The sequence below is a fragment of the Micrococcaceae bacterium Sec5.8 genome (assembly GCA_039636775.1).
In the GTDB taxonomy this organism is placed as follows: Bacteria; Actinomycetota; Actinomycetes; order Actinomycetales; family Micrococcaceae; genus Arthrobacter.
Genome location: CP143429.1, coordinates 2701055 through 2725521, shown reverse-complemented (window position 1 = coordinate 2725521; position 24467 = coordinate 2701055). Strand labels below are relative to the sequence as shown.

The following is a 24467-nucleotide window of genomic DNA, read 5'->3' as shown; positions in this document are numbered from 1 at the left end:
CATGACGAACCAAGGCCACGTTGCCATCAGCTGCGTTGGTGTCCGCAAGCAGTTTGTGCTGCGGCACACCCGCTCCCTGAAGGAGGCTCTGGTCTGGCTCGTCAAGGGTCGAAAAGGCGACCTGTCAAAGAAGTTCCTGGCGCTGAACCACGTGTCGCTCGAGGTCAAGCAAGGCGAAACCGTGGCCCTGCTGGGGCTCAACGGGTCCGGAAAGTCCACCCTGTTGAAGCTGATCTCCGGTGTTTTGCAGCCCGACGGCGGCACGGTGCGGACGCGGGGGCGGGTGGCAGGGCTCATCGAGGTCGGCGCCGGCTTCCACCACGATCTCAGCGGACGGGACAACGTCTATCTCAACGGCGCCATCCTCGGCATGTCGGAAAAGCAGATCGATGCGATGTTCGATTCCATCGTCGAATTCTCCGAGATTGGCGAATTCATCGACACCGAAGTGAAGTTCTACTCGTCGGGAATGTACCTGCGGTTGGCATTTTCCATCGCCGTCCACACCGATCCTGAGGTCTTCCTCATTGACGAAATTCTTGCTGTGGGCGACGAACCGTTCCAGCGCAAGTGCATCGCCAAGATCAAGGAATTGGCCGAAAACGGCAAAACACTTTTTGTGGTCAGCCACGACCTTGATCTGGTCGCTACCGTGTGTGAGCGCGGCGTGCTGTTGGAACACGGGGAGATCGTCATGGACGGCGACGTACATGATGTCGTCGGGGAACTGCGGGAACGGTCCGCGAAATTAAGCTAACGGCGGCGCAAGCGGTGCCGCTTCCTTGCGCGGACGTGCAGCCGGACAAGCCGCTGTGCAAACACTAGGGAGTTAAGACGAGTGCAGTGGCTGAGTGCTGGGCCTGAGATTTTGGCGGCAACCGGGGTCCTGATCGTGCCGGGCCTGCTTCTTGGATGGTTCCTGCGCCTCCGGGGTTTCGCCCTGCTGGCATTGGCGCCGGTGTTTTCGGTATCACTTATATCCGTGGCAGCCATCGTCTGCCCGATCGTGGGCGTCCCGTGGTCTGCGCTGCCGGTTCTGGTACTGGCGCTGGCGGCCTCGGCCGTCGCGGGCGTTTTATCCCGCCACAAGCGCGGGGCTCTGCGTTCTCCGCGGGCTTTTGACGACCGCTTCGTCTTTGCCCTCCTGGGAACACTCCTCGCCGCGGTGATCATTGGTGCCCGGCTGGTCTACGCCTTCGGTGCGCCTGACAACATTTCCCAGACCTACGACAACATCTTCCACCTCAACGCCATCCAATACATCCTTCATACGCAGCAGGCGTCGTCTTTCACAGTCGGCGGCATGACCGGGATCCCGTTCTACCCGGCCGGCTGGCACGCTGTGGTGTCGCTGACTGTTCAACTTTCCGGCACCGGCATCCCTGTTGCCGTGAACGCCACCAACCTCGTCATTGGAGCCCTCGTCTGGCCAATGGCGTGCATCTTCTTATGCCAGCAGGTCCTTGGTCAATCCAGGATGGCTGCCCTGCTGGCCGGCACCTTGTCCGCGGCGTTCGGCGCCTTCCCCCTCATGATGGTGGACTTCGGGGTTCTGTACCCGAATCTGCTGTCCATCTCCCTGCTCCCGGCCGTCCTCGCGGTAGGCATCCAGGTACTGCACTTGTCCGCGGTCCCGGACATCCCGCCCGTCCTGCGATACCTCGCCGTGATCGTCGCCTTACCGGGGCTGGCGCTGGCGCACCCGAGCACGCTGATGGCTTTCCTGGCTTTCCTGGCTCCTGCCGTCGTGTTCGTTTTCGTAAAGTCCTGGCGCAAATGGCGAAGGAACTGGCCGGCGTCGAGGAGCCGGGCGCTGGCATGGTCGGGCGGTTTGGTCGTGGGTGCAGCGGCGGTCCTGCTGACCTGGCAGGCTGTGCGCCCCATCGCGGAAGCAGCCTTCTGGCCTCCCATCCACTCTCCGCTGGGTTCCCTCTGGGAGCTGGCGACCAATTCCCTGATGAACCGCCCTCCGGCAATTGTGGTGTCCATCCTGGTGGCTGCGGGTGTTGTTGCGATGGCGCGGCAACGCAACCTTTGGTGGGCGCTGGGGATGTTCGGGATGGCCTGCGCGCTCTTCCTCGTCGTCTCATCGTTCAGCCCCGGACGGCTGCGGGATTTTGTGACCGCAATCTGGTACAACGACAGCTACCGCCTGGCGGCCCTGGTGCCCGCCGTTGCCGTCCTGGTGGCGGCGTACGGAGCAGCCTGGCTGGTCGGCCTGCTCAGGCGCCGCCTCGAGGACCGGGCCTCCCGGCAGGGGCGGGGTGGTGCCGTACCCGCCGACGCAGGAACGCCACCGCCGTCGTCCGCCCCTGCGGCCCGGCTCGGGGCCATGGCGATCGTGGTCCTGGTGGTGCTCACGCAATTCGGCGGCGTTCAGTACGCCACTGACAAGGCACACAGTAACTATCAATTGACCGCAGACTCCCAGCTCATCACCCGCGATGAAATGTCGGTGCTGCAGGACATGGTCAGTCTGGTCCCCGACGACGCCGTGGTGGCAGCCAACGCCTGGAACGGAAGCGCCCTTGCCTACGCCCTGTCCAACCGGCGCACGATTCAACTTCACGTGCTCAGCAGCAGCTTCACCCTCGACGACAAGATCGTGCTCGACAGTCTCCGGGAAGCAAAGACCAATCCGACCGTCTGTCCGGCTGTCCGAGCGCTGGACGTCAGCTACGTCCTGGACTTCGGTGGGCAGGAGATCAACGGCGGTTCCCACCCGGCGCCGGGCCTGGACAATCTTGAGGGGAGCGGAGTGGCAACGCTGCTTTCCCGGCACGGGGATGCCAAGCTGTTCAAGTTCAACGGGTGCGATTAGCCGGCGCCCGGTGCAGCTGGAGTCGGTGCGACGCGGCTGAACTAGGTAAAGTATGAATCGGCCCTCCCTCCGCAGAGCCGGATCTGACCAGCGTCTCAACCGGTTGCGGCGGCGGTCTTTTTCGCTCCACGAAGCGATCTCAATCAGATTGGAAATAGCAAAAATGACTGAAACCGAAGGCGGCGGCAAACGGCTGGCCGGCAGGCGGCAGTTTCTGGCTGGGCTGGCTGTGCTTCCTTTCGGTGTGGCCGGGTGCACGTTCCTTAACTCGGAGTCAGCATCCCCGACGACGGCGGCAGATGCGAAGTCGTTCCCGGTGAGCGTCACACACGCCTTCGGGACGACGGTCATCAACAGCGAGCCGCAACGGATCGCGACGCTTGGGCTGGGCAGCAATGACATCTGCCTGGCCCTTGGAGTTGTACCTCTGGCCATGCCGCTCTCCAGAGCACAGCCCAACGGCTCCACCCCCTGGTTCGATTCAGCTTTCCGTCCGTTCGGGCTGGAGTCACCATTGCTGCTGGATGAGGAGAAGGGCCTCCCGGTGGACGACCTCACGGGCATGGGCCCGGACTTGATCCTTGCCGTCCACTCCAGCCTGACCCGCAGCGAGTACGAGGAGCTCTCTAAAATAGCTCCGGTGGTGGCCTACCCGGACGGACCCATGGCCACGGACTGGCGCACCTCGCTGGCCCTGGTGGGGACTGCCTTGGGTCGAGCCGACGTGGCTGCCACCGTCCTGGCGGAAACAGAGACGAGCATACGGTCGGAACTGGGCAATTACCCCGACCTCGCCGGTACGGGCTTCCTCGTTACCAGAGTCAGGTCGGCACTCGGCGCAGATTTTGAGGTGTTCGGCGAGGACTCCAATCCGGTCCGGATCCTGCAGGAATTCGGGTTGGATCCCTCCGCGTCCCTCCGCCTGGTCAAAGAATTAGGCCGGCCGGTGAATCCTGCGGCCAACGGGGCCGAGACCTACGCGTGGCCGGCGGGGAGGGCGGCCGAGCTCGGCAGTGACATCGCCGTTTTTTCTGTTATCCACGACGAGGCGCCCGCGATCAAGAACGGCGGCCTCCTGGATCCCGTACCCGCGCACAAAACCGGGAACTTCATTCTGGCAGACTCGAACGGTGACGGCCTGGCCCTTGACACGGCGTCCTGCCTTTCGGTCAGGTGGCTGTCCCGCACCATGGTGCCAGAACTCGCGCGGGCTGCCTACGGGGCCAAGCGTGGCGGATGAGACCAGCCGGCTGACACGTCCTGACACGGAGATGGCATGACAGGGCAGGTCCTGACCCCACGATCTGAGAGGCGAGGGCCCGAAACCGTCCCCAGCGCCACGCGCAGGGACATCCAAGCCCTGCGCGCCTTGGCCGTGGGGCTCGTCGTTCTCAACCACTTGTGGCCCGAATGGCTTCCCGGCGGCTACGTCGGCGTAGACGTCTTCTTCGCGATCTCCGGCTATTTGATCTCCAAGCATTTACTCGGAGAGCTGGAGCGTACTGGACGGATCAAGCTCGGCCAGTTCTACTCACGCCGGATCAAACGGCTGCTGCCCGCCGCCACCTTCGTTGCTGCGGTCTCGCTGGCCGCCGCGTGGGCTGTGTTGCCGTTTTCCCGCTGGCTCGCCATCGCCCAGGAGACGATGGCCTCCGTTCTGTACGTGGAGAACTGGGTGCTGGCTGTGAAATCGGTCGACTATTCGGCCCACAACGATGCCGCATCAACAGTGCAGCATTACTGGTCACTTTCCGTTGAAGAGCAGTTCTACTTGGCGTGGCCCCTTCTTTTACTCGTTCTCTTCATGGGTGCCGCCAAGTTCCGCGTCTCCCGGAGGGCGTTTCTTGCGGTAGGCGTTGCGATTGTCAGCATTTTGACGCTGGCGTTTTGTATCTGGTTCACCTACGCCAACAAGACCCAGGCCTACTTCGTCACACCGGCGCGGGTCTGGGAATTTGGTGCCGGCGCCCTGGTGGCGATTGCCGGACCGCACCTCGTTGGTTCGCTGCGGCTGGCTGAGGCGGCCAGGCAGCTGACGATGTCAGGGATCGCGCAGTGGCTCGGCTACGGGATGGTCCTCTACTCCGCCCTCTCCTACGATGAGCGGACATTTTTCCCGGGCGTTGCCGCCATGGTGCCAGTCGTGGGAACGCTCCTTGTTATTGCGTCAGGGCCCAGCGGACCCTCCTGGTCGCCTAATCAGCTGCTTGCCGTCAGGCCCGTGCAGTTCCTGGGTGACGTGTCGTATTCGCTGTACCTCTGGCACTGGCCTCTCATCGTTCTGGCACCAGCAGCCCTGAGCCGGACTTTGGGGACCCCGGACAGGATAGTCATTTTGGTCCTGGCCGTTGGGCTCTCCTATCTGTCCAAAAAGTTCGTCGAGGATCCGGGCCGCACAAGACTTTTGAAAGGGGCTAAGCCCCGCCGCGTCTTCCTCGCCATGGCTGCAACAGCGGCCGTCATTGCCGGTTTGTGCGGGGGACTGCTGTTGAGTCTCGGCGCGGCCCAGGACGCCGAAGCCGCCAAGCTGCAGAGCCTTTCCGGCCAGCCCTGCTACGGTGCCCGCAGCCTCGACCCGCGTAACAACTGCGGGGACCCCTTCGGGGCGCCGAAAGTTGCCAATGTAGGTCCCAACGAAGCGCCCTGGTTTGAAGCGCCGGAATGTGGGCCGCCCGGGGACCCCTTTGAGGTGCGGGGCCGCAAAGTCCTTACCGAGTGCGACTTCACCGGGGGAGCCAGCCCCGCAGCCACGGTCTGGCTCGTCGGAGATTCGCACGCTGAACAGTGGAAGACCGCCATCTATGAGCTCGCCCGACTCCATAAATGGAAGGTCAAGGAATCCCTGCTTGGAGGGTGTCCCATTATCGACGCCAAGCGCGTGGCATTTATGGGTACGCCGAGCAGCGAACCGGAAATCCAGCAACGGTGCCTTGAATGGGGAGCGGAACTGACAGAGCGACTGGTCCGGGACAAACCAGACATGATTTTCACGTCGACCTTCGGTGCCGGAGAATCGGTCGACGACGGCACAGGCCGGTCTCAACTGGAACAGTACAAAGCCGGAGTGACCGAGCGCTTCGCGGAATGGACCGGCAGTGGTGCGCGCATCTACGTGCTCCGCGACACACCCCTGACCCTGCGCCGCAGCAGCCCGGACTGCATAGCACTCAACCAGCAAAGTCCCCTGACATGCGCCAACCCCCGGTCCGCGGCGCTGGTGCCGGACCCCGTCGCGGACGCCGCCCTCGGCCTGCGCAGCCCCAGGGTCAAAGTGCTGGATCTAGCCGACCAGTTCTGCAACGAGGAGATCTGCCCGGCAGTCATTGGCGGGCTTCAGGTCTACTACGACACGGACCACGCCTCCCGGAGCTACATGCATTCGCTCGTTCCTGTTCTGGCCCAGCGGTTCAATGAGGCGCGGCAATAAAAGCAGCCTGATCCGGACGCGCGTGCGGGCCCGGAGCACGCCCGGCGGACGTCCCCGCCCCGCCCCGCAGGTCCGACCCGGCGTTCTCCTCACCAGAGGTATGCGCAGGCTCTGCGGGGCGGCCAGCGAAGCGCCGGGCCATTGTCCCGGCCGTCAGCGCCGCGAGAAGTATGAAAAATGGCACATACATATACAGGTAACGTGAACGGCCTTCAAAGAGAAGCAGGAAAAGCAAGAGTGCAAACAGAGCCAGGCGCATAACAATTGCTGCCGGCTGGACCAGGGACCGGCCCCGGATGAGAAGCGGAGCAGCTACCAGCAGCAGTGTCGCGAACCACAGAGACTGCCAAAATGCCCTGAGGAACGCGAAGTGCGGTCCGTCGTAGTAGAAATAGTCCTGAACGGCTTTGCTGACCGGATCCCGGGCCACCAGTTCCACGGGCTGGCGTGCCATACCCTCACCCCACGTAAAGAACGTTCCGTCGCCCAGGATGGCCTTCCCCTTAATATCCAGGAAGGCCAGGTACCCCCACGGGCCCATCGCGGAAACACGCTCCCGGTAAACGTCCAACCCGTTCTGGAAGCGCCCCTCGACGGAATTGATGGACTTCGTTTCGACAACGTCCGGCCCGTTGAAGCCGCCGAATCCCACTGCACCCATCTTCAGGAAGTGGGTTACCGGAAATTCCTTATCATTGGTGTTCACATTGAAACTGAGGGTTCCGCTTCCAGCGACCGCCGCCTTGATGGTGGCGCTTCCGACGCCGAACGCCCCGAAAGCCAGAAGCAGGCAACCGATGACCACGGATGCGTGCCGGCTCCTGCTCAATGCGTTCTTCTTCGTGAAGACCAGCACCGCGGCGGCGGCAATGAGCACGAAAACAACGGTCGGTTTGATGGAGAAGCCGACGGCGGACACGAGGCCCATCGCGACCCACAGCCCGTAGACATAGACCGGCTTCTTCGCTTCCCGGCTCTGCAGGAAGAGAAGAAGCAACAGAACCGGGAAAACCATGCCCAGCGTGTCCGAATAGGGCACCGCGATCCATGGGCTGAGGGCGATGAACGCGGTACAGGGGAGCAGCGCAAAGACCGCCGACGCGGTCCCCGCCATTTTGCGTGCCGCGACAAGGGTCAGGAAGACCGCCGTCGTCATCGCCAGTGCGTTTAGCGCGATCCCGCCGAGGTAGAGGTCCGTGGCGCCGAGCTGATGGAGGACGGACAAGTACCCGGCCAACAACAGGGTGAGCACGATGTTGTTCGGGTACATCGAGTAGTAGTCAGCGTCAATGGTACGCATCGATCCGGTGGCAAGGCCTGCGGCATTGCTATAAATTGTGCCGGCGTCCCAGTCGGGGAGAACCCTGACGGCATACCCGATCAGAAGCTCAACGGCGAAAAAGCAGCCCAGCGCCACCACCACCACAAGGCCCCGGTGCCACGCGGTCCGACGGTCAAACCAGGCCGCGGCAGCGGCGCAGAGCCTAAACAAAGTCGGCAAAACTACCACGGTGGTAGCGGTCGCCAGAACGACGGGCCCGAGCGGGAAGCCCCAAAGCAGGATGACTGGACTGATCATGCTCCCAAGGACGAACCAGGCGACGAGGCCGCAGAACAAAGTCTGGGCTATCCGCAGTAGCCACGGCTGGGGCAGCCGCCGTCGGGCCGGGCCCGCAAGGACCCGGGTCCAAAAGCCGCGAAGATATGGGTTGTCGCCGACAAGGATCACAACGGCGGCAACACAGAGCAACCGGAAGGCATCATTGGGCACGACCGACGGGGCAATGAACCATGCAGCAATACCCAGGGCCGCGGCGAGGGCGGGACGGAGCCAACGGGCAGCCCTTGAACGCCTCGAGCCGCCGGGAACAGCCCTACTCACCGGCGTCCCCCCGGCCGGTACGAAAAACCCACAACCGCATCGCCAGGAACGTGCAGACCGCAACGCACGCGGTCGCAAAAAGCTGCACCGGAATCTGGGCTAAGCCCAACCGGGTCACGAAGATCCACAGGATGGCCAGGTTGACCGCGTAGCCCACGGCGTTGGCGGTGAGAAACCGAAAAACTGCCGGGACGAAGCTTGCCCGGTGGCTGAACGTCCAGCTCCGATTGCCGATAAAGCTGATGACCATCCCTATCCCGTAAGACACGGTCATCGCCGGGATCGCCGCCGACCCCAGCAGGGACAGCAGGACGAAGATGCCGTAGCCCGTCAGGTTGTTGATGACGCCGACCACGACGAATTTGGCCATGCTATGTCGCAGAAGCCGGTGCACCAGCGGCGGTGCTGGAGCATCAAGATCCGGCTTCAACTGCTGACACCGCGGGAGGCACGTTTGCTGGAAAACACATCCCTGACCCCGTAGAGAGGCCTGCTCTGCACCTGTTTGTAAATGCGGCCGACATACCCGCCCAGGATGCCGAGCATGATGAGCTGGAGACCGCCCATGAAGAGGACGGAAATGACGATAAAGGTCCACCCCTCAATGACGGCGTCGGGCACAAAGAGCTTCATGAACAGGGCGTACAGGACACCGACAACGCTCAGACCGGCCGCGGCGTAGCCGATGCGGGAAATGATCGTCAGCGGAAAGGTGGAGAACCCTAAAATGCCGTCAGCGGCCAATTTCATCATCTTGCCCAGCGGGTACCCCGAAACTCCAGCGAACCGCTCATCGCGGTCAAACTGCACCGCGACCTGTCTGAAACCCACGTAGCTGACCATGCCGCGGAGGAAACGGTCGTGTTCGCGGAACTTTTTGATCTCCTCCACAACCCGGCGGTCAAGCAACCTGAAGTCCCCGGTATTCGGGGGAATGTCGATTTCCGAAACCTTCTGCAGGACTTTATAGAACGCCGCCGCCGTCGCCTTCTTGAAGGCGGTGTCCCGGCGGGTGCGGCGCTGGGCATAGACGACGTCGAACCCCGCTTCCCACTGCTCAAGCAGCTCCAGACTAACGGCAGGTGGATCCTGAAGGTCGCTGTCCATGATGATGACCGCGTCACCGGACGCTTCGTCCAGCCCTGCGGTGACCGCCAGCTGGTGCCCGTAATTCCGGGCGAGGTCAACCACAACAACGCGCTCATCGTGGTCCCGTAACGCCAGGAGGTGGGCCAGGGACGAATCTGTGCTCCCGTCATTGATGAACAGAAGTTCGACGTCGTACGGCGTTCCGGCGACGGCATCACAGACACGTTCGTAGAGCAGGGGAATATTCCCGGCCTCGTTAAAGATCGGAAAAACGAATGAAATGTTTCTTCCGCGCACTGAACTACCCCATTGTTTTTCTAGTTCCCCGCCCGCGGATCCGGGCCGCGGCGGGTCCGCACCCGTGGGCCCACCTCCGGACTTATCTGCCTTGAAACAGCACTCTACCGTTCCGCAGGCAGGCCACCCGCGGCGCTAACCGCAGGCGGTGACTCGGTATAGGTGGGTCTTGCCTACGGTTTTGACGAGCTCCATGCCCGGGACGGAGCCGTTGGGCAAGTCCCGGAGACCGATAAACGACTCGTCGCCCGGAACCACTTCAAAGTCACCGAAATCCAGTGCCCAGTATGCGTTGAGCTCCCTGACAATCGGGCAGACTTTGTCGTTGAACGCCGCCTCATCCCAGTGGTCGAGCAGATACTGCTCATCAGGGGTTCTGTCTCCAAAGATGTGCGGCGCAAGTGTCCGCCGGTTGGAGATTGCGTAGACCAGGGATCCGCCAGTCCGCGGGTTGGCCACAACGAGGTCCGATTCCGGCACGAACTCGGGCACGGCGTTAAGCAGCGCGGTCTCGTCGGTAGTCAAAAGGTAGGAGTTCGGCGTAGTCGCAAAGATGGTGTTGAGGCGCTGCTGGACATTGGACAGCGTGCCGCCTTGGGCCGCGACGCCGAGGGCGAGCACCAGGCCGGTCGAGGCGACGAGGCCGGTGACCGCCGGCAGCCGGGCCGCGATGGGACGCACGACCGGAGCAAGCCTGCCCGGGTTGGACCGGCCGTTGAGTACCAGATAGTCGCACAGGGCCCGGACGCGCCAGGTCAGCCACTGTGCGCCTAAGACTGCGACAGGAAGGGTGACCACCGGAAGCAGTGCGGCGAGCCGGAAGCTGTCGTTGTACCAGACGCCTGTCCAGAATGTGCGGAAGCCGCCCAACGACCACGAGGAGACGATCAGGTAGAGGGCTCCGCCGACAGCAAACATTCCAAGAACCCACCAATACTGGCCCGGGCGCCGGGCGATGACATAGATGCCAATAATGGTCAGGACGAGCATGACCCAGGCTGCAGTGGTTCCCATCGGTGCGCTGGCAATGATCTCTCCGAGTGCCCGTGCATTTGACTGGAATGGCGTCCAGGGAGCGGAGGCCAGGCTTGGCCTGATGAAGATCCAGACAATCAGACCTCCAACGGAGAAGGCAACGGTGAACAGCGCCCACAGCACCATTGACCGCCCCGTCTCCTTGCCGCGGCGGTAGCCCCTCCACGCCAGGATCAGGCGGGCGAACACCGGAGGCGCGCTGAATGCGATGAGTGCTACAAAGGCGCTCGGATGGGCCAGCACCAAGCCAGGCCCAACGAGGGCCAGGGCCAGCAGCGGTGGCCAGAATGAAGACGGTCTGCGTCGGGCGAGACCCAGCACCTCGATGACAAGACCAAGTGCCACGGGGAGGATGGCAATCGCTGCGTGGTTGGGGTACAGCACGCCGAAGGCGACCATCAGGTAAGGGAACGCGCTGAACCCGGCGGACAGGACACCCGCCCACAGCACCGCAGTCGCCTGGTTGCCGACGATCCGCGTTACCAGGAAGATGCACGACAAGGGCCACACTATGGCGCCCAGGACGATGGTGCCCACGTTGACCACTTCCATCACGGAGGAGCCGCAGAACATGAAGACAAGGGCCATGAGGTCGTGCATCGCCGCCGGGTAGAAGCCCGCCGACGATTCCGTCAGGTTGCCCAGCGTCAGTGAGGAGCCGTTTTGCAGGGTGGCGATATGCCGGATCGCGTTCAGATGGTAGACGTTGTCAAAAGTCTGCGACAGGTTCTCTGGTTGTCCGAATCCCCGGACGTAGCGGGCCGTGACGATCAGGGCCGGTACTGTCACGGCGGCGCCCAGAACCAGGGGCCACCACTTACTGAGCGGGGAGGCGAGCGGAATGGCGTCGTTCGCGCCGAGGACCCCGGCACGGCCGACTGCACCCGCGTGCGTGTAGCGGCGCACCAGGGTCCGGCGCAGGACAAAGGCCAGAACGGCCGCTGCGGCACTTGTTAAGAGGTACGTGGCGGGGTTGAAGGGGAGCTTGGCGATTCCCAGGACAATACCCAACACCGACGCCACGGTGAATGACACGGGGGCTGCAAGGCAGACAAGGTTTAGCCGGCGCACTCCGGCGGCGGCCAGGATGGCGAGGCCCGGAACGAAAAAGATCAGGATAGTTCCTGCGAGCGTAGGGCCGGTTTGCCACCAGGTCATGTATCAGTTCTCCTCATAAGGCCAATCGAACGGTTCAAGTATGCCTTGTTCAGAGGACGGGACCCTCGCTCGCGGCCGCCATGCCGTGCAGTTCCTGGCCAGTGTGCTGTTGATATAGTTGAACATCATGGGCAACTCAACGACTTCCGGCGTCCTCATCATCATGCCAGCTTGGAACGAGGCCGAAGCCATCGGGGACACCATCCGTGAGGTTCGACGCACTGTACCGCACGACGTCCTGGTCGTTGATGACGGCTCCCGGGACGACACCGTCCGTGTGGCCCAAGAAGCGGGGGCGACCGTTCTGAAGCTGCCGTTCAACCTGGGAGTCGGGGGAGCCATGCGGACCGGCTTTAAGTATGCGATCCGCCATGGCTACAAAGCCGCCATTCAGGTCGACTCTGACGGACAGCACGATCCGCTCGATATCGACCGGGTGCTGGCCGGGCTGCAGGTTGCGGACATCTCGATCGGCGCACGGTTTGCCGGCCGCGGTACGTATGACGTCAAGGGCCCCAGACGGTGGGCGATGTCCGTCCTCGCCAAGGTGATCTCCGGTGTTGCGCACACGGAACTCACTGACGTCACGTCGGGCTTCCGCGCGGCCAACGAACGCGCCCTCCATCAGTACATTGACCATTTTCCGGCTGAATACCTCGGTGATACGATCGATTCTTTGGTGGTTGCCATCAAGTCCGGTTGCCGGGTCACCCAGGTGCCGGTGGAGATGAAGGTGCGGCAGGCGGGAACGCCGAGTACCGGTCCGTTGAAGTCAGCGATCTACCTGGCGCGCTCCGGACTGGTTTTGTGCTTTGCTTTGGCCCGCCGCAAGACACCGTCCCCGGAATCAATTCACACCCCACAACTGGGCTCAATAGCGGGCGAAAGCAGCATCTGATCATGAACGTCGCGTCCGCACTTGTCATCGCCATTGTGATGGTCCTCGCCGTGCTCCAACTGCTGCGGCAGGGCAAGCTCCGCGAGAAGTACACCGTCCTGTGGCTTATCGTCGGCGGCCTGACGATCGTTCTGGGCCTCTTTCCCCAACTGCTGGACTGGGCTGCGTCCCTGGTGGGGATCCGTGTCCCGGCCAACCTCCTCTTCGCCCTGGCAATTATGCTGTTGGTCGGCGTCAGTTTGCATGTTTCGCGTGAATTGACCATCCTCGAAGACGAGACCCGGATCCTGGCAGAGGAAGTCTCGATCCTCCGTGGATCGGTGGAGGCGCTGGAACGCGCTGCTGCGCTCTCCTCGTCCGGCAAACACCACCTCGACGATCCGGCCGCACTCGGCCAAACCATACGGAAAGAAACCAATGACCATTGATGTAATGCTGCCCTACTACGGCGACGTGGCCATGATGAAAGCGGCCGTGGATTCCATTCTGGGCCAGAACGACCGCGACTTCAGGCTGACGATCGTCGATGACGGGTACCCTGACGAGGACCTCCCGGCCTACTTCGCAGCGCTGACAGCCGGGGACAGCCGGGTCCGGTACCTCCGGAACGAGGTCAACCTGGGCGCCAATGGAAATTACCGCAAATGCCTCGGACTGATCGAACACGAGTTCACGGTGATCATGGGGGCAGATGACATCATGCTTCCGAACTACATCGAAACCATCCGCAGGGGCTTCCAGAACCCCGACGTCGACATCGTCCAGCCCGGCGTTGATGTCATTGACGAAAAGGGTGTGGTTTACGCACCTCTCGGCGACAAGGTCAAGGACTTCCTGCGGCGCCGTATCGTCGGAAAAAGCACCGACGCCGTCATCGCCGGAGAGCCGGTGGCCAAGAGCCTCATCACCGGCGACTGGCTGTACTTCCCCTCTGTCGCCTGGCGCTCTGACGCGATCAAGAAGCACAGCTTCCGTGAACAGTACAACGTAGTCCAGGACCTCGGACTGGCGATGGACATCATCATGGATGGCGGCAAGATGATGGTTACGGACACCATCTGCTTCCAGTACCGCCGTCACCGCGAGTCCGATTCATCCGTCCAGGCCCTCGATGGCCGCCGCTTCGCCGAAGAGCGCGCGTTCTTTGACGAATGCGTGCGCGACTTCGCCAAGCTTGGCTGGAACGACGCCGCCAACGCCGCCCGGCTGCACCTTTCCTCCCGCCTGCATGCCGTCACCCTGGCACCCAAAGTCGTCCAGAAGCGGATGTGGCCGGGCCTGAAGAAGCTCGCCGCGCACGTCGTTCGGCCGTAATACCTTTCATGGTCGCTGAACCTACCCCGGAGACTAAGGGCAAGATCGCCAGTCCCCGGTCGGCGATACTTTATTTGATCGGCTCCCTGGTCCAAGGCCTGGGACTCCTGCTGATTCAGCCGTTCGCCATTCGGTTGCTTGACCCGGCACAGTGGGGTCTGGTGTCGACGTCGGTCGTTACCATCCAGGTAGTGGTCGTGCTGATCTCAGCGGGGCTCCCGCTGGCTATCAGCCGGCTGTGGTTTGACCGCACCAACGGCCAGGCGCGGTCGCGGGCCATGTATGGTTTCCTGGCACTCACGGCGTTGCTGCTCGGCGTGGCCGCGGCGTTTGTTGGTGTCTTGGTCCCGCGCAGCCCGGACGGTTCGGTGGCATGGCCCTCCATCTTGTCGATGCTCGCCATAGGGTTGCTTGGCACCGTTCTGGGCGCCCAGGCAGTCCTGCGCGCCCAGAACCGGCCTCTCGCTTTTGTGGCTCTGAGCCTGGTGTCGTCGGTGGCGGCCAACCTTGCAGGGCTCGCCGCCATCCTCCTGACAGCTGCCAATGCCACGAATTACCTCGTGGCATACACCGCAGCAGTCGCAAGCGCCGCCGCCCTAGCCCTGATTCTGGTCAAGCCCAAGGCGCCTTGGCGGGTGGATGGTGTGCTGCAGGAATCGATCGGCATTGCCCTGCCGCTCCTGCCGCACACGGGTGCGCTCATGCTGCTGACCCAAGGCGCCGTGCTGATGCTGGCCTTCCTCTCCGGTGCGGTGGCAGCAGGGCAGTTCGGAGCTGTGCTGATTTTCGCCCTCGGTCCCTTGACGATGCTCAACGCGCTCAATAATGCCTGGTCCACGCGGCTGATGGAGGCCACGGCGGGGGAACTGCCCGCCCTGCTCCGCAAGGTCGCCACGGAAGCCCTCCTCGCCTCGGCGGCTATCGGCTTGCTCGCGTCCGCCGCGGCCTCCGCGGGAAGCATTGTGCTCACAGCGTCCCCGGAAGCGCTGGCCCCTGTGGCCCGGATCCTTCCCCTGGTTTCGGTGGGCTACGGGCTTTTCCTCATCGCGACCAACGTTGTCTATATTCTTGAGAAGACCCGTTCCATGGCCTACACGACGCCGCTGGTCCTCCTCCTGATGGCGGCAATCGCCGCGCCTTTCGCCGCGTCCGGCGATTTGGAAGTTGTTGCGGCGATCCAGGCAGCCGGTTTCACCTTGCTCGGCGTGGCCTACTGGCTTGTGGTCAGAAAGAAGACCCCGGCGTCGTGGCCGGTGGGGCTTTTCATCATCCTCCTCGCCGTCCACCTCGGGGCGGTGGCCGTCTTGAGCACCCTTGCCCCGAGTCTCGTGGGCGGAGCCATCGAGATCGCCGTTGTGGCACTGCTGATCCTGGCTGCCGGCTACATCAAGTTCAGGAAGGTCCAGCCAGCCTAGGCCGGCGTCCCCACCCCCGCACCGGCAGGGGCATCCTGCTGCACCGCGCCGCGCACTGGCGGCACCCCGGGACAATGCCGTGGACGCGAAGGTTCTTCTGACAAATGAAACCCCGCTGCAGTTCCGCCGGAAGGGCGGGCTGCAACGGGGTTTCTCTATGGTCTGGCGGGCATCTGCTGAACGCAGCGGCCAGGGTGGTGGTTAGTTGATGTAGGCGCCGCGGGTGGTGGTCCAGGTGATTTTTCCGCCGGTGAATGGTTGGGTGCAGGTGGTTTTGGTGGTGTTGCAGGTTTGTGCTCCGGTGGGGTAGCCGAGGCGTCCTGTTTCGAAGCCGGTTTGTTGCCAGAGGGTGCGGATGGGTCCGTTGGGGCTGAGTCGGGCTCCGGTGGTGGGGGACCAGATGATGGCGCCGCCTTGGTAGTTCTGGTAGCAGCCGCTTTTGACGAGGCCGCAGACGACTCCGGTGGTGGGGTAGGCGAGGGGGCCGGTTTCGTAGCGGGTGGCTGACCAGGCGTTGCGGATGGGTCCGTTGGGGCTGAGTTGGGCTCCGGTGGCGGGGGACCAGATGATGGCGCCTTTTTGGTAGTTCTGGTAGCAGCCGCTGTTGACCAGGCCGCAGACCTCTGCGCTGGTGGGGTAGCCCAGGAGCCCGTTTTCGGCGGCGTTGTTCCGGTAGAGGGTGCGGATGGCTCCGGTGGTGGTGGGCTTGGCGCCGGAGGCGGTGGAGTAGAGGATTTCGCCGTGTTGGTAGGCCTGGTAGCAGCCGCCGTTGCTCAGGCCGCAGATGACGGCGCTGGTGGGGTAGCCCAGGGGCCCTGTTTCGTAGCGGGTCCCGGCCCAGGCGGTGCGGATGGGTCCGTTGAGGCTTAGTTGGGCGCCGGTGGCCGGGGACCAGAGGATGGCACCTTTTTGGTAGGGCTGGTAGCAGCCGCCGTTGACCAGGCCGCAGGTGGTTTCTCCGGTGGGGTAGCCCAGGGGGCCGCCTTCGAAGCCGGAGTTCGCCCAGGCGGTGCGGATGGGTCCGTTGGGGCTGAGTTGGGCGCCGGTGGCGGGGGTTTGGATGATGGCGCCGGCTTGGAAGCCCTGGTAGCAGCCTGTTTGGGGAAGTCCGCAGATTTTGCCGCTGGTGGGGAATCCGAGGGCGCTGTTTTCGGCGCCGGCTTTGCGGTAGGCGGTCCGGATGGGGCCTGCTTCGGAGAGCTGGGCGCCGGTGGCCTGGCTCCAGAGGATTTCTCCGCGCTGGTAGCTCTGGTAGCAGCCGGAGTTGCGGAGGCCGCAGACCTCGCCGCTGGTCGGGTAGCCGAGGGCGCTGTTTTCGGCGCCGGCTTTCCGGTAGGCGGTGCGGATCGCTCCGGCGGTGGAGGGCTGCGCGCCGGACGCGGCGGAGTAGAGGATTTCACCGTTTTCGTAGGTCTGGAAGCAGCCCTTGTCACGGATCCCGCAGATCAGTGCGCTGGTGGGGTAGCCCAGGGGCCCGTTTTCAGAGCCCGTGCGGGCCCAGGCGTCCCGGACAGGTCCGTACAGGCTGGCCTGGGCGCCGGTGCCGGCGGACCAGATCACGGCCCCGTTGCCGAACAGCTGGAAACAGCCGCCGTTACGCAATCCGCAACTCACCCCCGACGTCGAGGCGCCCAACTGCGTCGTCGCCGACGCCAACTCCGCAATCGCCGTACCCCCCACGCCTGTTGTGGGTTCGATCGTCACGCCGGCAGCGGAGTCGGAGATCCAGTTGATGATGACCCGCGTTCCCGCATGGGTGGTAAAAGTTTGCCCGGCCTGCCAGGCATGCCGGGCGCTGTAGTAGCCGGCGAACCGGTGCGAATCAGGCATCAGGACCAAGGATCCGGAGCCGAACTGTTGGACAATCTTTACGCCGCGGTTGCCGTTAACGGCCGTACCTGCATCGAAACCCACAGGAAGCCGCAGCTCCAGGTAATACACTTCGCCGCTCACCGGGTCCGTGAACTTGACGGCCCGGTTGTCCGCCGTTCCTGCCCAGGCCGTGAGCGTATAGCTGCCGACATTGCTGACCTTGCCCAGGTTCCGAATTTCGCGCCCGGTACCGAAGCCGCCGAAATCCCAGAGGCTGGAACTGATGGTCGGCTGTGTTGTCTGGGACACGCCCATCAAATCCATGCTGTCGCCGTATTCGCGGATGCTGCAGGTGGCGTCCGCGAAGGAGCCGTTCGCATTGCTGGACACGTCCTGTGCGCCGCTGCCGCACTCAAGGCTGTTGGCGTGCATAAGCCCGAGGACGTGGCCAAACTCGTGGGTCAGTACGCTTCTGGTCAGTGACGCCGGGAGCGGCATGATGACCCGGCCACTGGTTCCGTTGTAGCTCCAGCCCGCACCGTAGGCTCCGTCAGAGAGAGTGGGACTGGAAACAAACACCACCAGCGCCGTGTAGGGGCTCGGGGCCCATCCGAGTTCATTCGCAATGGTGTTCATCATGTCGGGATACCGTTGCCACGACGTCGCCTTGCTGGTGAAGGTTTCTTTGCTCGCCACACTCATCGAGAGCCTGTTATTGGACATGCGCTTCCAGTAGGCGCTGGTTCCGTCGACGGCCGCGACGGCACTGTCCATGGAGATGTTCGCCTTGACATTGGCGAGCTGCACGGTAACGAGACGTACCTTGATATCACCGCTTCGGGCCAGGGAGTACGCTTCCGTGTTCAAGGCACGGGGTGCCGCCCCCTTGATTCCAGGCAGGGGCGGTGTCTGAAAGGTATGGACGGACGTGGGTGCACCGCCGGTGGGCTCAGCCGCAGGAGGCGCCTGCGTGGCCTTTTCGACCATCGGCGCCGGGACGGTCGCCTGCGGCTTCCTTGCTGAAACCACGGGTGCTGGAGCAACGGAAGCGGAGGTTGTCGGCGCTGGCAGGGGAGAGGGCGTCGTCGACGCGACGGACGCGGCCGGCGCGGTCGCCGGACCGCTGGCCGGGGGCTGGGACGTCGCCGAGGCCGGTGCCGCGGAAAGTCCGGTAAGGGACGCAGCCGATATGAGCGCGGCAGCGAGATACGTTGCCATCATCCGTTTGAGATTCATTGTTTCCTTCAAGAACGCGGTGCCGGGAGCCACAGGGAGAGGCCCCGGTTGAGAGACCGGGAAGTGTAGGCAGTCTAGGGAGCGGTTAGGGCCCATTCCGCGGAACGATGCCGAACCTGCCCATTAGTTTTGCTGGGTCAAAAATTCCTGCGCCAACGGTGGACAATTCCTGCGCTGATCCAGCGGATTGGGCGTGGGGGCAGTACGGCGGAGGCGGCGAGCGGCCAGGGTGGTGGTTAGTTGATGTAGGCGCCGCGGGTGGTGGTCCAGGTGATTTTTCCGCCGGTGAATGGTTGGGTGCAGGTGGTTTTGGTGGTGTTGCAGGTTTGTGCTCCGGTGGGGTAGCCGAGGCGTCCTGTTTCGAAGCCGGTTTGTTGCCAGAGGGTGCGGATGGGTCCGTTGGGGCTGAGTCGGGCTCCGGTGGTGGGGGACCAGATGATGGCGCCGCCTTGGTAGTTCTGGTAGCAGCCGCTTTTGACGAGGCCGCAGACGACTCCGGTGGTGGGGTAGGCGAGGGGGCCGGTTTCGTAGCGGGTGGCTGACCAGGCGTTGCGGATGGGTCCGTTGGGGCTGAGTTGGGCTCCGGTGGCGGGGGACCAGATGATGGCGCCTTTTTGGTAGTTCTGGTAGCAGCCGCTGTTGACCAGGCCGCAGACCTCTGCGCTGGTGGGGTAGCCCAGGAGCCCGTTTTCGGCGGCGTTGTTCCGGTAGAGGGTGCGGATGGCTCCGGTGGTGGTGGGCTTGGCGCCGGAGGCGGTGGAGTAGAGGATTTCGCCGTGTTGGTAGGCCTGGTAGCAGCCGCCGTTGCTCAGGCCGCAGATGACGGCGCTGGTGGGGTAGCCCAGGGGCCCTGTTTCGTAGCGGGTCCCGGCCCAGGCGGTGCGGATGGGTCCGTTGAGGCTTAGTTGGGCGCCGGTGGCCGGGGACCAGAGGATGGCACCTTTTTGGTAGGGCTGGTAGCAGCCGCCGTTGACCAGGCCGCAGGTGGTTTCTCCGGTGGGGTAGCCCAGGGGGCCGCCTTCGAAGCCGGAGTTCGCCCAGGCGGTGCGGATGGGTCCGTTGGGGCTGAGTTGGGCGCCGGTGGCGGGGGTTTGGATGATGGCGCCGGCTTGGAAGCCCTGGTAGCAGCCTGTTTGGGGAAGTCCGCAGATTTTGCCGCTGGTGGGGAATCCGAGGGCGCTGTTTTCGGCGCCGGCTTTGCGGTAGGCGGTCCGGATGGGGCCTGCTTCGGAGAGCTGGGCGCCGGTGGCCTGGCTCCAGAGGATTTCTCCGCGCTGGTAGCTCTGGTAGCAGCCGGAGTTGCGGAGGCCGCAGACCTCGCCGCTGGTCGGGTAGCCGAGGGCGCTGTTTTCGGCGCCGGCTTTCCGGTAGGCGGTGCGGATCGCTCCGGCGGTGGAGGGCTGCGCGCCGGACGCGGCGGAGTAGAGGATTTCACCGTTTTCGTAGGTCTGGAAGCAGCCCTTGTCACGGATCCCGCAGATCAGTGCGCTGGTGGGGTAGCCCAGGGGCCCGTTTTCAGAGCCCGTGCGGGCCCAGGCGTCCCGGACAGGTCCGTACAGGCTGGCCTGGGCGCCGGTGCCGGCGGACCAGATCACGGCCCCGTTGCCGAACAGCTGGAAACAGCCGCCGTTACGCAATCCGCAACTCACCCCCGACGTCGAGGCGCCCAACTGCGTCGTCGCCGACGCCAACTCCGCAATCGCGAGGGAAGCGGCGCTCGAGACGCTGTTTCGCGCGAAGGCGCTCAGTCCGGCGTAGTTTCCGTTCCAGACGTTGGAGTCCCCGCCGTTGGCAAAAGGCCCCTTTTCGCTGTATTGCCAGACACTGAAGGTGTCCCAGCTGGAGGGCAGGGCGCCCGGGCTTTCGCTCTGGGACCCGGGGAACCGTGCGATCCACAGCGGCCAGTCGCCGAAACCGGAAGGGTCCCCCACGCAGTTGCTCCACCAGGACGTGGTGGTGTACAGCATGGGAAGCCTGCCGGTGAGCGCCTGCATGGTCCTGCCGAAGTCACGGGCCCACGTCGTCAGCTGGGCGGGGGACATGTCGTAGCAGGTGTTGCCTTGGTAGTAGCCGCCGATGGTCTGGCCGGCGTACGGATTTCCCTCAAAGTCGAGCACGGGAGGCAGCGTATAGCCGTCGGCCGTCCACCCCCCGCCACCTTGGACGAAGATCTTCGCTTGGTCAGCCCCCGAGGACGCAGCCGGATTGGCGTAGTGGTAGGCCCCGCGGATCATGCCGACGTCGCGGGATCCCCGATACTGGGCCCCGAAAACGGCGTTGGAGTAATAGTTCCCCTCGGTTGCCTTGATGTACGCAAAACGGGCACCCATGGTCCATTGCTGCTGCCAGTTGACGCCGGCCTGATAGTAGCTCACGTCGAGTCCCTGGACACCGAAGCGGGGCATCCAGGTGCTTTCGGCCGTCAACGCTTCAGTCGTTGTCCTCAGGGTGGCACTGGCACCTGTGCGGGCGGCGCTGCTCCCTTGCCCCATCTCCGCCCCGCCGGCCACGGTGGCTGCGGCCATCGCGGCGCGGTATGCCGCCGACGATCGATCGGTTGATGCAGCGGGACTGGCTGACGGCGTGGGGACCTGCTTAGCAGCGGTCGGAGTGCCTGGTCGGGGCGCCGCCGGGGCCGAAGCGGGCAGGCCCGGGGACGTCGTCGTCGGAGCCGGGACGGTGGGCGCAGGTGTCGCCGAGGCGCCCGGCGTGGGTTCGACGGCACCCGCCGGGGCAGCCAGCCCCGAACCAGCCAGCAGGCAGGCGGCCAAGAGTGTGGCTCCCACCCGGCTGCGGAGGTGACTGGGGGGAGGAAGTAGGGTCCGCTTCATGTGCCGCTCCGGAACATCGACACGGTGGTAGCCGCGTCAAGGTAGTCTCGCGCCCGGACCTCGCAAGGCGATGCTGTCCCGGATCTGAGAATGTTGTCTGACTTATCGCGCTCACCCTAACATCGCTGGATTTGGTTGATCAGAGTTTCCTGTGTTACCTGTGTGAAAATTGTTATAAAAATGCCGAAAGTTTTCCACATCCACTCATCCGGACCCTTGTCCTCAGGACCGGGCGCCCCTAGCTTTAACCCAGTTGCGGCGCCCGGGGACAGGGGCCGGCAGTCATATTGGGGGCCATTGTGGAGGCTGTACGCATAGTCGAGGACGAAGTCCGTGAATTGATCCGCCGGCGCGGGCTCGACCCCCTGAGGCAGACCGGAGAAGTCCGGCGCCTCGTCGAGGCCGCGGTTCTGGATTACGACGAGCGTGCCCTGCTGGCTCCCCTCCCGCCCATCGGCCCGCTTGAGACTGCCCGGCGGTTTGTCTTCGACGCCGTGGCCGGATTCGGCGCCCTGCAGCCCTTGCTCGATGATCCCGCCATCGAGGAAATCTGGCTCAATGCCCCGAGCGAGATCTACGTTGCACGCAACGGCGAATCCGAACTGACCTCGGTCTCGCTCACAGACCAGCAGGTCAGGGACCTCGTGGAACGGATGCTGAAAAGCTCCGGCCGCCGGCTGGATATGTCCTCGCCCTTTGTGGACGCCGCCCTCCCCGACGGATCCCGGCTACATGTCGTGATTCCGGACGTGACACGGCGGCACTGGGCCATCAACATCCGCAAATTCGTTGTGAAGGCCAGCAGGCTGGAGCACCTGGTGGAACTCGGCACCTTAACCCCGCAGGCGGCGCGGTTCCTGGGCGCGGCGGTAGCCAGCGGGTTGAACATCCTGGTTTCCGGAGCGACCCAGGCCGGCAAGACGACCATGCTCAACTGTCTGGCCGCGAGCATCGGAACCCGCGAGCGGGTCATCACGGTCGAGGAGATCTTCGAGCTGCAGTTTCCGCTGCGGGACGTCGTGGGGCTGCAGTGCAGGCAACCGAACCTTGAAGGCCAGGGCGAAATCCCCATGCGCAGGCTGGTCAAAGAGGCTTTGCGCATGCGTCCTGACCGGTTGGTGGTGGGCGAAGTCCGGGAGGCGGAAAGTTTGGACATGCTCATCGCGCTGAACTCGGGCTTGCCGGGCATGTGCACCGTCCACGCCAACTCGGCCCACGACGCCGTTACCAAGATCTGCACACTGCCGTTGCTGGCTGGCGAGAACATCTCAAGCGCCTTCGTGGTGCCCACAGTAGCTTCCTGCATCGACCTTGTGGTCCACTGTGCCCGGCACGCCAGCGGACGCAGAGAGGTGACGGAGATCCTGTCGCTGGGCAGGCGGGTGGAAAACGGCATCATCGAGTCCTCCATGGTCTTCGCCGTCGCAGATGGCCAATTGCTGCCCAGGGCCAACTCGATGCCGGCAGCAGAGAAGTTCGCCCGGGCGGGCTTCGACGTCGCCGCATTGTTGGAGGCGGGCTGATGGCTGCACTGCTCGGCATGCTCGCCGGCGCCGGTCTCTTGCTCATCTGGTGGTCGGCCTGGGAACAGCCCAAGGCGGCCAGGCCGGGGGCGCGAAGGACCCGGCTGGAGGATCTGTTGCGCTCGGCAGGAATTGAGAAGGTCAGCGGCCCCGGCCTGGCGGCTACTTGCCTCGGCGTCGGAGCGGTGACGATGCTCGGCTTCTACGCCGCGGCCAGGTCGGCGCCGATCGCCGCCTGTTTCGGACTGTTCGGCGGTTGGCTGCCCGTCGCCATCGTCAAGTGGCGTGCGCGCAAGCGGAGCGCTGCCCTGCGCCAGTTATGGCCTGACGTCGTAGACCACCTTCGGTCAGCGATCCGTGCCGGCCTCTCGCTGCCGGAGGCCCTCATCCAGTTGGGCGACAAAGGACCTGACGAGCTTCGACCGGTGTTCCGGGACTTTGGGTCCGACTACCGCTCGGGAGGGCAATTTGATCCCTCCCTGACCCGCTTGAAGGAACGCTTGGCTGATCCCGTGGCTGATCGGATTATCGAAGCGCTTCGGCTGACGAGGGAGGTCGGCGGTTCGGACCTTGGGCGGCTGCTGGGCACGCTCGCGGAATTCTTGCGCGAGAGCGCCCGCACCCGGAGCGAGCTGGAGGCGCGGCAGTCCTGGACAATCAACGCTGCCCGCCTGGCTGTGGCGGCACCCTGGCTGGTCCTGGTGCTGCTGGCAAGCCGTCCGGAAGCGGTCGCTGCCTACAACACTCCCCTCGGGGCCGCGGTTTTGCTGGGCGGCCTCGCGGTGTCCCTTCTCTCATACGCGGTCATGCTCCGCATCGGTGCGCTCCCGGCAGATGAGCGGGTCCTGCGATGACCGGGCAGCTGGCGGCTGCCCTCGTCTGGGGAGTCCTTCTCGGCAGCGGAGTCTGGTTGGTGCTTGTCAGACTGCCGTTTCTGCGGCCAGCGACGTTCGTTGAACGCATCCGTCCCCAGCTGAAGGCGCACAACCTGGAATCCCGTCTCCTGCGAACCGTGCCGGGGAACATCACTCCGTTTGGGCCACTGGAACGAATCCTGCGTCCGGTCATCGGCGACGCCGTCACCTGGCTGGTAAAGCTGAACCCGGGGTCCTCAGCGCTGAACCGCCGCTTATCGCGGGCCGGGAGCGCCAAATCACCGGCCGACTTCCGGGCAGAACAACTCCTTTGGGGTGCCGGCGGCTTTGTCGCCGCGGCCGGAGCGTGGGTGCTCTTCGGCGCTGCCGGACGTGTCAACCCCCTCCTGGCCGTGGTGCTGGTGCTTGGCAGCGCCGCCGCCGGCGTTATGTTTCGGGATTATTTTCTGGGTGCCCGGATCAGGAAGCGCGAAGCGCGCATGATGGCGGAGTTCCCCAGCATTGCCGAACTCATGGCCCTCGCCGTCAGTGCAGGCGAGAGTGCCGCGGGCGCGCTCGACCGGGTGTGCCGGAGTGCGCGGGGAGAATTGTCCAAAGAATTCGGCCGCGTCCTGGCGGAAACCCGGGCAGGGAAGCCACTGGCGGAAGCCCTCCAGGAATTTTCCTCCCGGACCGAGCTCGGCCCCCTGCTGAGGTTCGTCGACGGGCTGATTGTAGCCATCGAACGGGGCACCCCGCTCGCCGAGGTCCTGAGGGCGCAGGCCCAGGACGTCCGCGATACGGCCAAGCGCGAACTGATGGAATCGGCGGGAAAGAAAGAAATCGGAATGATGGTGCCGGGTGTCAACTTGTAG

19 protein-coding genes are annotated in these 24467 nt (G+C 64.1%); 13 read left to right on the top strand and 6 right to left on the bottom strand.

Annotated elements, in window-relative coordinates; all coding sequences use genetic code 11:
- The first annotated feature begins 1 nt into the window (after position 1).
- The 4 genes from VUN84_12545 (at position 2) to VUN84_12530 (ending at position 6248) form a co-directional block, all read left to right on the top strand.
- Positions 2 to 757 (top strand): ABC transporter ATP-binding protein, encoded by a 756-nt coding sequence (locus VUN84_12545; GenBank protein XAS63133.1) that lies wholly within the window; start codon positions 2 to 4, stop codon positions 755 to 757.
- A gap of 81 nt (positions 758 to 838) precedes the next feature.
- A complete protein-coding gene (locus tag VUN84_12540) occupies positions 839 to 2821 on the top strand; it encodes a DUF6541 family protein (protein XAS63132.1) in 1983 nt (660 codons plus the stop codon).
- A gap of 163 nt (positions 2822 to 2984) precedes the next feature.
- Positions 2985 to 4061, top strand: a complete 1077-nt coding sequence (locus VUN84_12535) for an ABC transporter substrate-binding protein (GenBank protein ID XAS63131.1) — start codon at positions 2985 to 2987, stop codon at positions 4059 to 4061.
- Positions 4062 to 4097: 36 nt separating this feature from the next.
- Positions 4098 to 6248, top strand: a complete 2151-nt coding sequence (locus VUN84_12530) for an acyltransferase family protein (GenBank protein XAS63130.1) — start codon at positions 4098 to 4100, stop codon at positions 6246 to 6248.
- Here VUN84_12530 and VUN84_12525 read toward each other — a convergent pair.
- From VUN84_12525 to VUN84_12510, 4 genes are all read right to left on the bottom strand, one after another.
- A complete protein-coding gene (locus tag VUN84_12525; GenBank protein ID XAS63129.1) occupies positions 6229 to 7827 on the bottom strand; it encodes a hypothetical protein in 1599 nt (532 codons plus the stop codon). The genes VUN84_12530 and VUN84_12525 overlap by 20 nt on opposite strands.
- A 295-nt stretch (positions 7828 to 8122) precedes the next feature.
- Complete coding sequence (locus tag VUN84_12520) at positions 8123 to 8560, bottom strand: GtrA family protein (protein XAS63128.1); 438 nt, start codon at positions 8558 to 8560, stop codon at positions 8123 to 8125.
- A complete protein-coding gene (locus VUN84_12515) occupies positions 8557 to 9516 on the bottom strand; it encodes a glycosyltransferase family 2 protein (GenBank protein XAS63127.1) in 960 nt (319 codons plus the stop codon). The genes VUN84_12520 and VUN84_12515 overlap by 4 nt, the downstream gene beginning before the upstream one ends.
- Positions 9517 to 9651: 135 nt before the next feature.
- Positions 9652 to 11709, bottom strand: a complete 2058-nt coding sequence (locus tag VUN84_12510) for a DUF6541 family protein (GenBank protein ID XAS63126.1) — start codon at positions 11707 to 11709, stop codon at positions 9652 to 9654.
- 127 nt (positions 11710 to 11836) lie between these two features.
- Between VUN84_12510 and VUN84_12505 the strand changes: the two genes are divergently transcribed.
- The 4 genes from VUN84_12505 to VUN84_12490 are packed head-to-tail and all read left to right on the top strand — an operon-like array spanning position 11837 to position 15336.
- Positions 11837 to 12607, top strand: coding sequence for a glycosyltransferase family 2 protein (locus VUN84_12505; protein XAS63125.1), 771 nt, complete (start codon positions 11837 to 11839; stop codon positions 12605 to 12607).
- A gap of 2 nt (positions 12608 to 12609) precedes the next feature.
- Positions 12610 to 13035, top strand: a complete 426-nt coding sequence (locus VUN84_12500) for a DUF2304 domain-containing protein (protein XAS63124.1) — start codon at positions 12610 to 12612, stop codon at positions 13033 to 13035.
- On the top strand, positions 13025 to 13921 hold the full coding sequence (locus tag VUN84_12495; protein XAS63123.1) for a glycosyltransferase family 2 protein: 897 nt from the start codon (positions 13025 to 13027) through the stop codon (positions 13919 to 13921). Before VUN84_12500 ends, VUN84_12495 begins: the two co-directional genes overlap by 11 nt.
- Positions 13922 to 13929: 8 nt before the next feature.
- Positions 13930 to 15336 (top strand): oligosaccharide flippase family protein, encoded by a 1407-nt coding sequence (locus tag VUN84_12490; protein ID XAS63122.1) that lies wholly within the window; start codon positions 13930 to 13932, stop codon positions 15334 to 15336.
- Between the two features lie 201 nt (positions 15337 to 15537).
- On the opposite strand, the gene VUN84_12485 is transcribed toward VUN84_12490, so the two are convergent.
- Complete coding sequence (locus tag VUN84_12485; protein XAS63121.1) at positions 15538 to 18015, bottom strand: M43 family zinc metalloprotease; 2478 nt, start codon at positions 18013 to 18015, stop codon at positions 15538 to 15540.
- Between the two features lie 103 nt (positions 18016 to 18118).
- Between VUN84_12485 and VUN84_12480 the strand changes: the two genes are divergently transcribed.
- Positions 18119 to 18436, top strand: a complete 318-nt coding sequence (locus VUN84_12480; GenBank protein ID XAS63120.1) for a hypothetical protein — start codon at positions 18119 to 18121, stop codon at positions 18434 to 18436.
- A 184-nt stretch (positions 18437 to 18620) separates the two neighbouring features.
- On the opposite strand, the gene VUN84_12475 is transcribed toward VUN84_12480, so the two are convergent.
- Positions 18621 to 20909 carry a GH25 family lysozyme gene (locus VUN84_12475; GenBank protein XAS63119.1) on the bottom strand — a complete coding sequence of 763 codons (2289 nt, stop codon included), beginning with the start codon at positions 20907 to 20909 and terminating at the stop codon, positions 18621 to 18623.
- Positions 20910 to 20994: 85 nt separating this feature from the next.
- Here VUN84_12475 and VUN84_12470 point away from each other — a divergent pair, with 85 nt between their 5' ends.
- The 4 genes from VUN84_12470 to VUN84_12455 all read left to right on the top strand — a co-directional run bounded on the left by VUN84_12470 (position 20995) and on the right by VUN84_12455 (position 24467).
- Positions 20995 to 21186 (top strand): hypothetical protein, encoded by a 192-nt coding sequence (locus VUN84_12470; GenBank protein ID XAS63118.1) that lies wholly within the window; start codon positions 20995 to 20997, stop codon positions 21184 to 21186.
- Between the two features lie 328 nt (positions 21187 to 21514).
- Positions 21515 to 22738: an ATPase, T2SS/T4P/T4SS family gene (locus VUN84_12465; protein ID XAS63117.1), complete on the top strand. Its 1224-nt coding sequence runs from the start codon at positions 21515 to 21517 to the stop codon at positions 22736 to 22738.
- Positions 22738 to 23592 (top strand): type II secretion system F family protein, encoded by an 855-nt coding sequence (locus VUN84_12460; GenBank protein XAS63116.1) that lies wholly within the window; start codon positions 22738 to 22740, stop codon positions 23590 to 23592. Before VUN84_12465 ends, VUN84_12460 begins: the two co-directional genes overlap by 1 nt.
- Positions 23589 to 24467 carry a type II secretion system F family protein gene (locus VUN84_12455; GenBank protein XAS63115.1) on the top strand — a complete coding sequence of 293 codons (879 nt, stop codon included), beginning with the start codon at positions 23589 to 23591 and terminating at the stop codon, positions 24465 to 24467. The genes VUN84_12460 and VUN84_12455 overlap by 4 nt, the downstream gene beginning before the upstream one ends.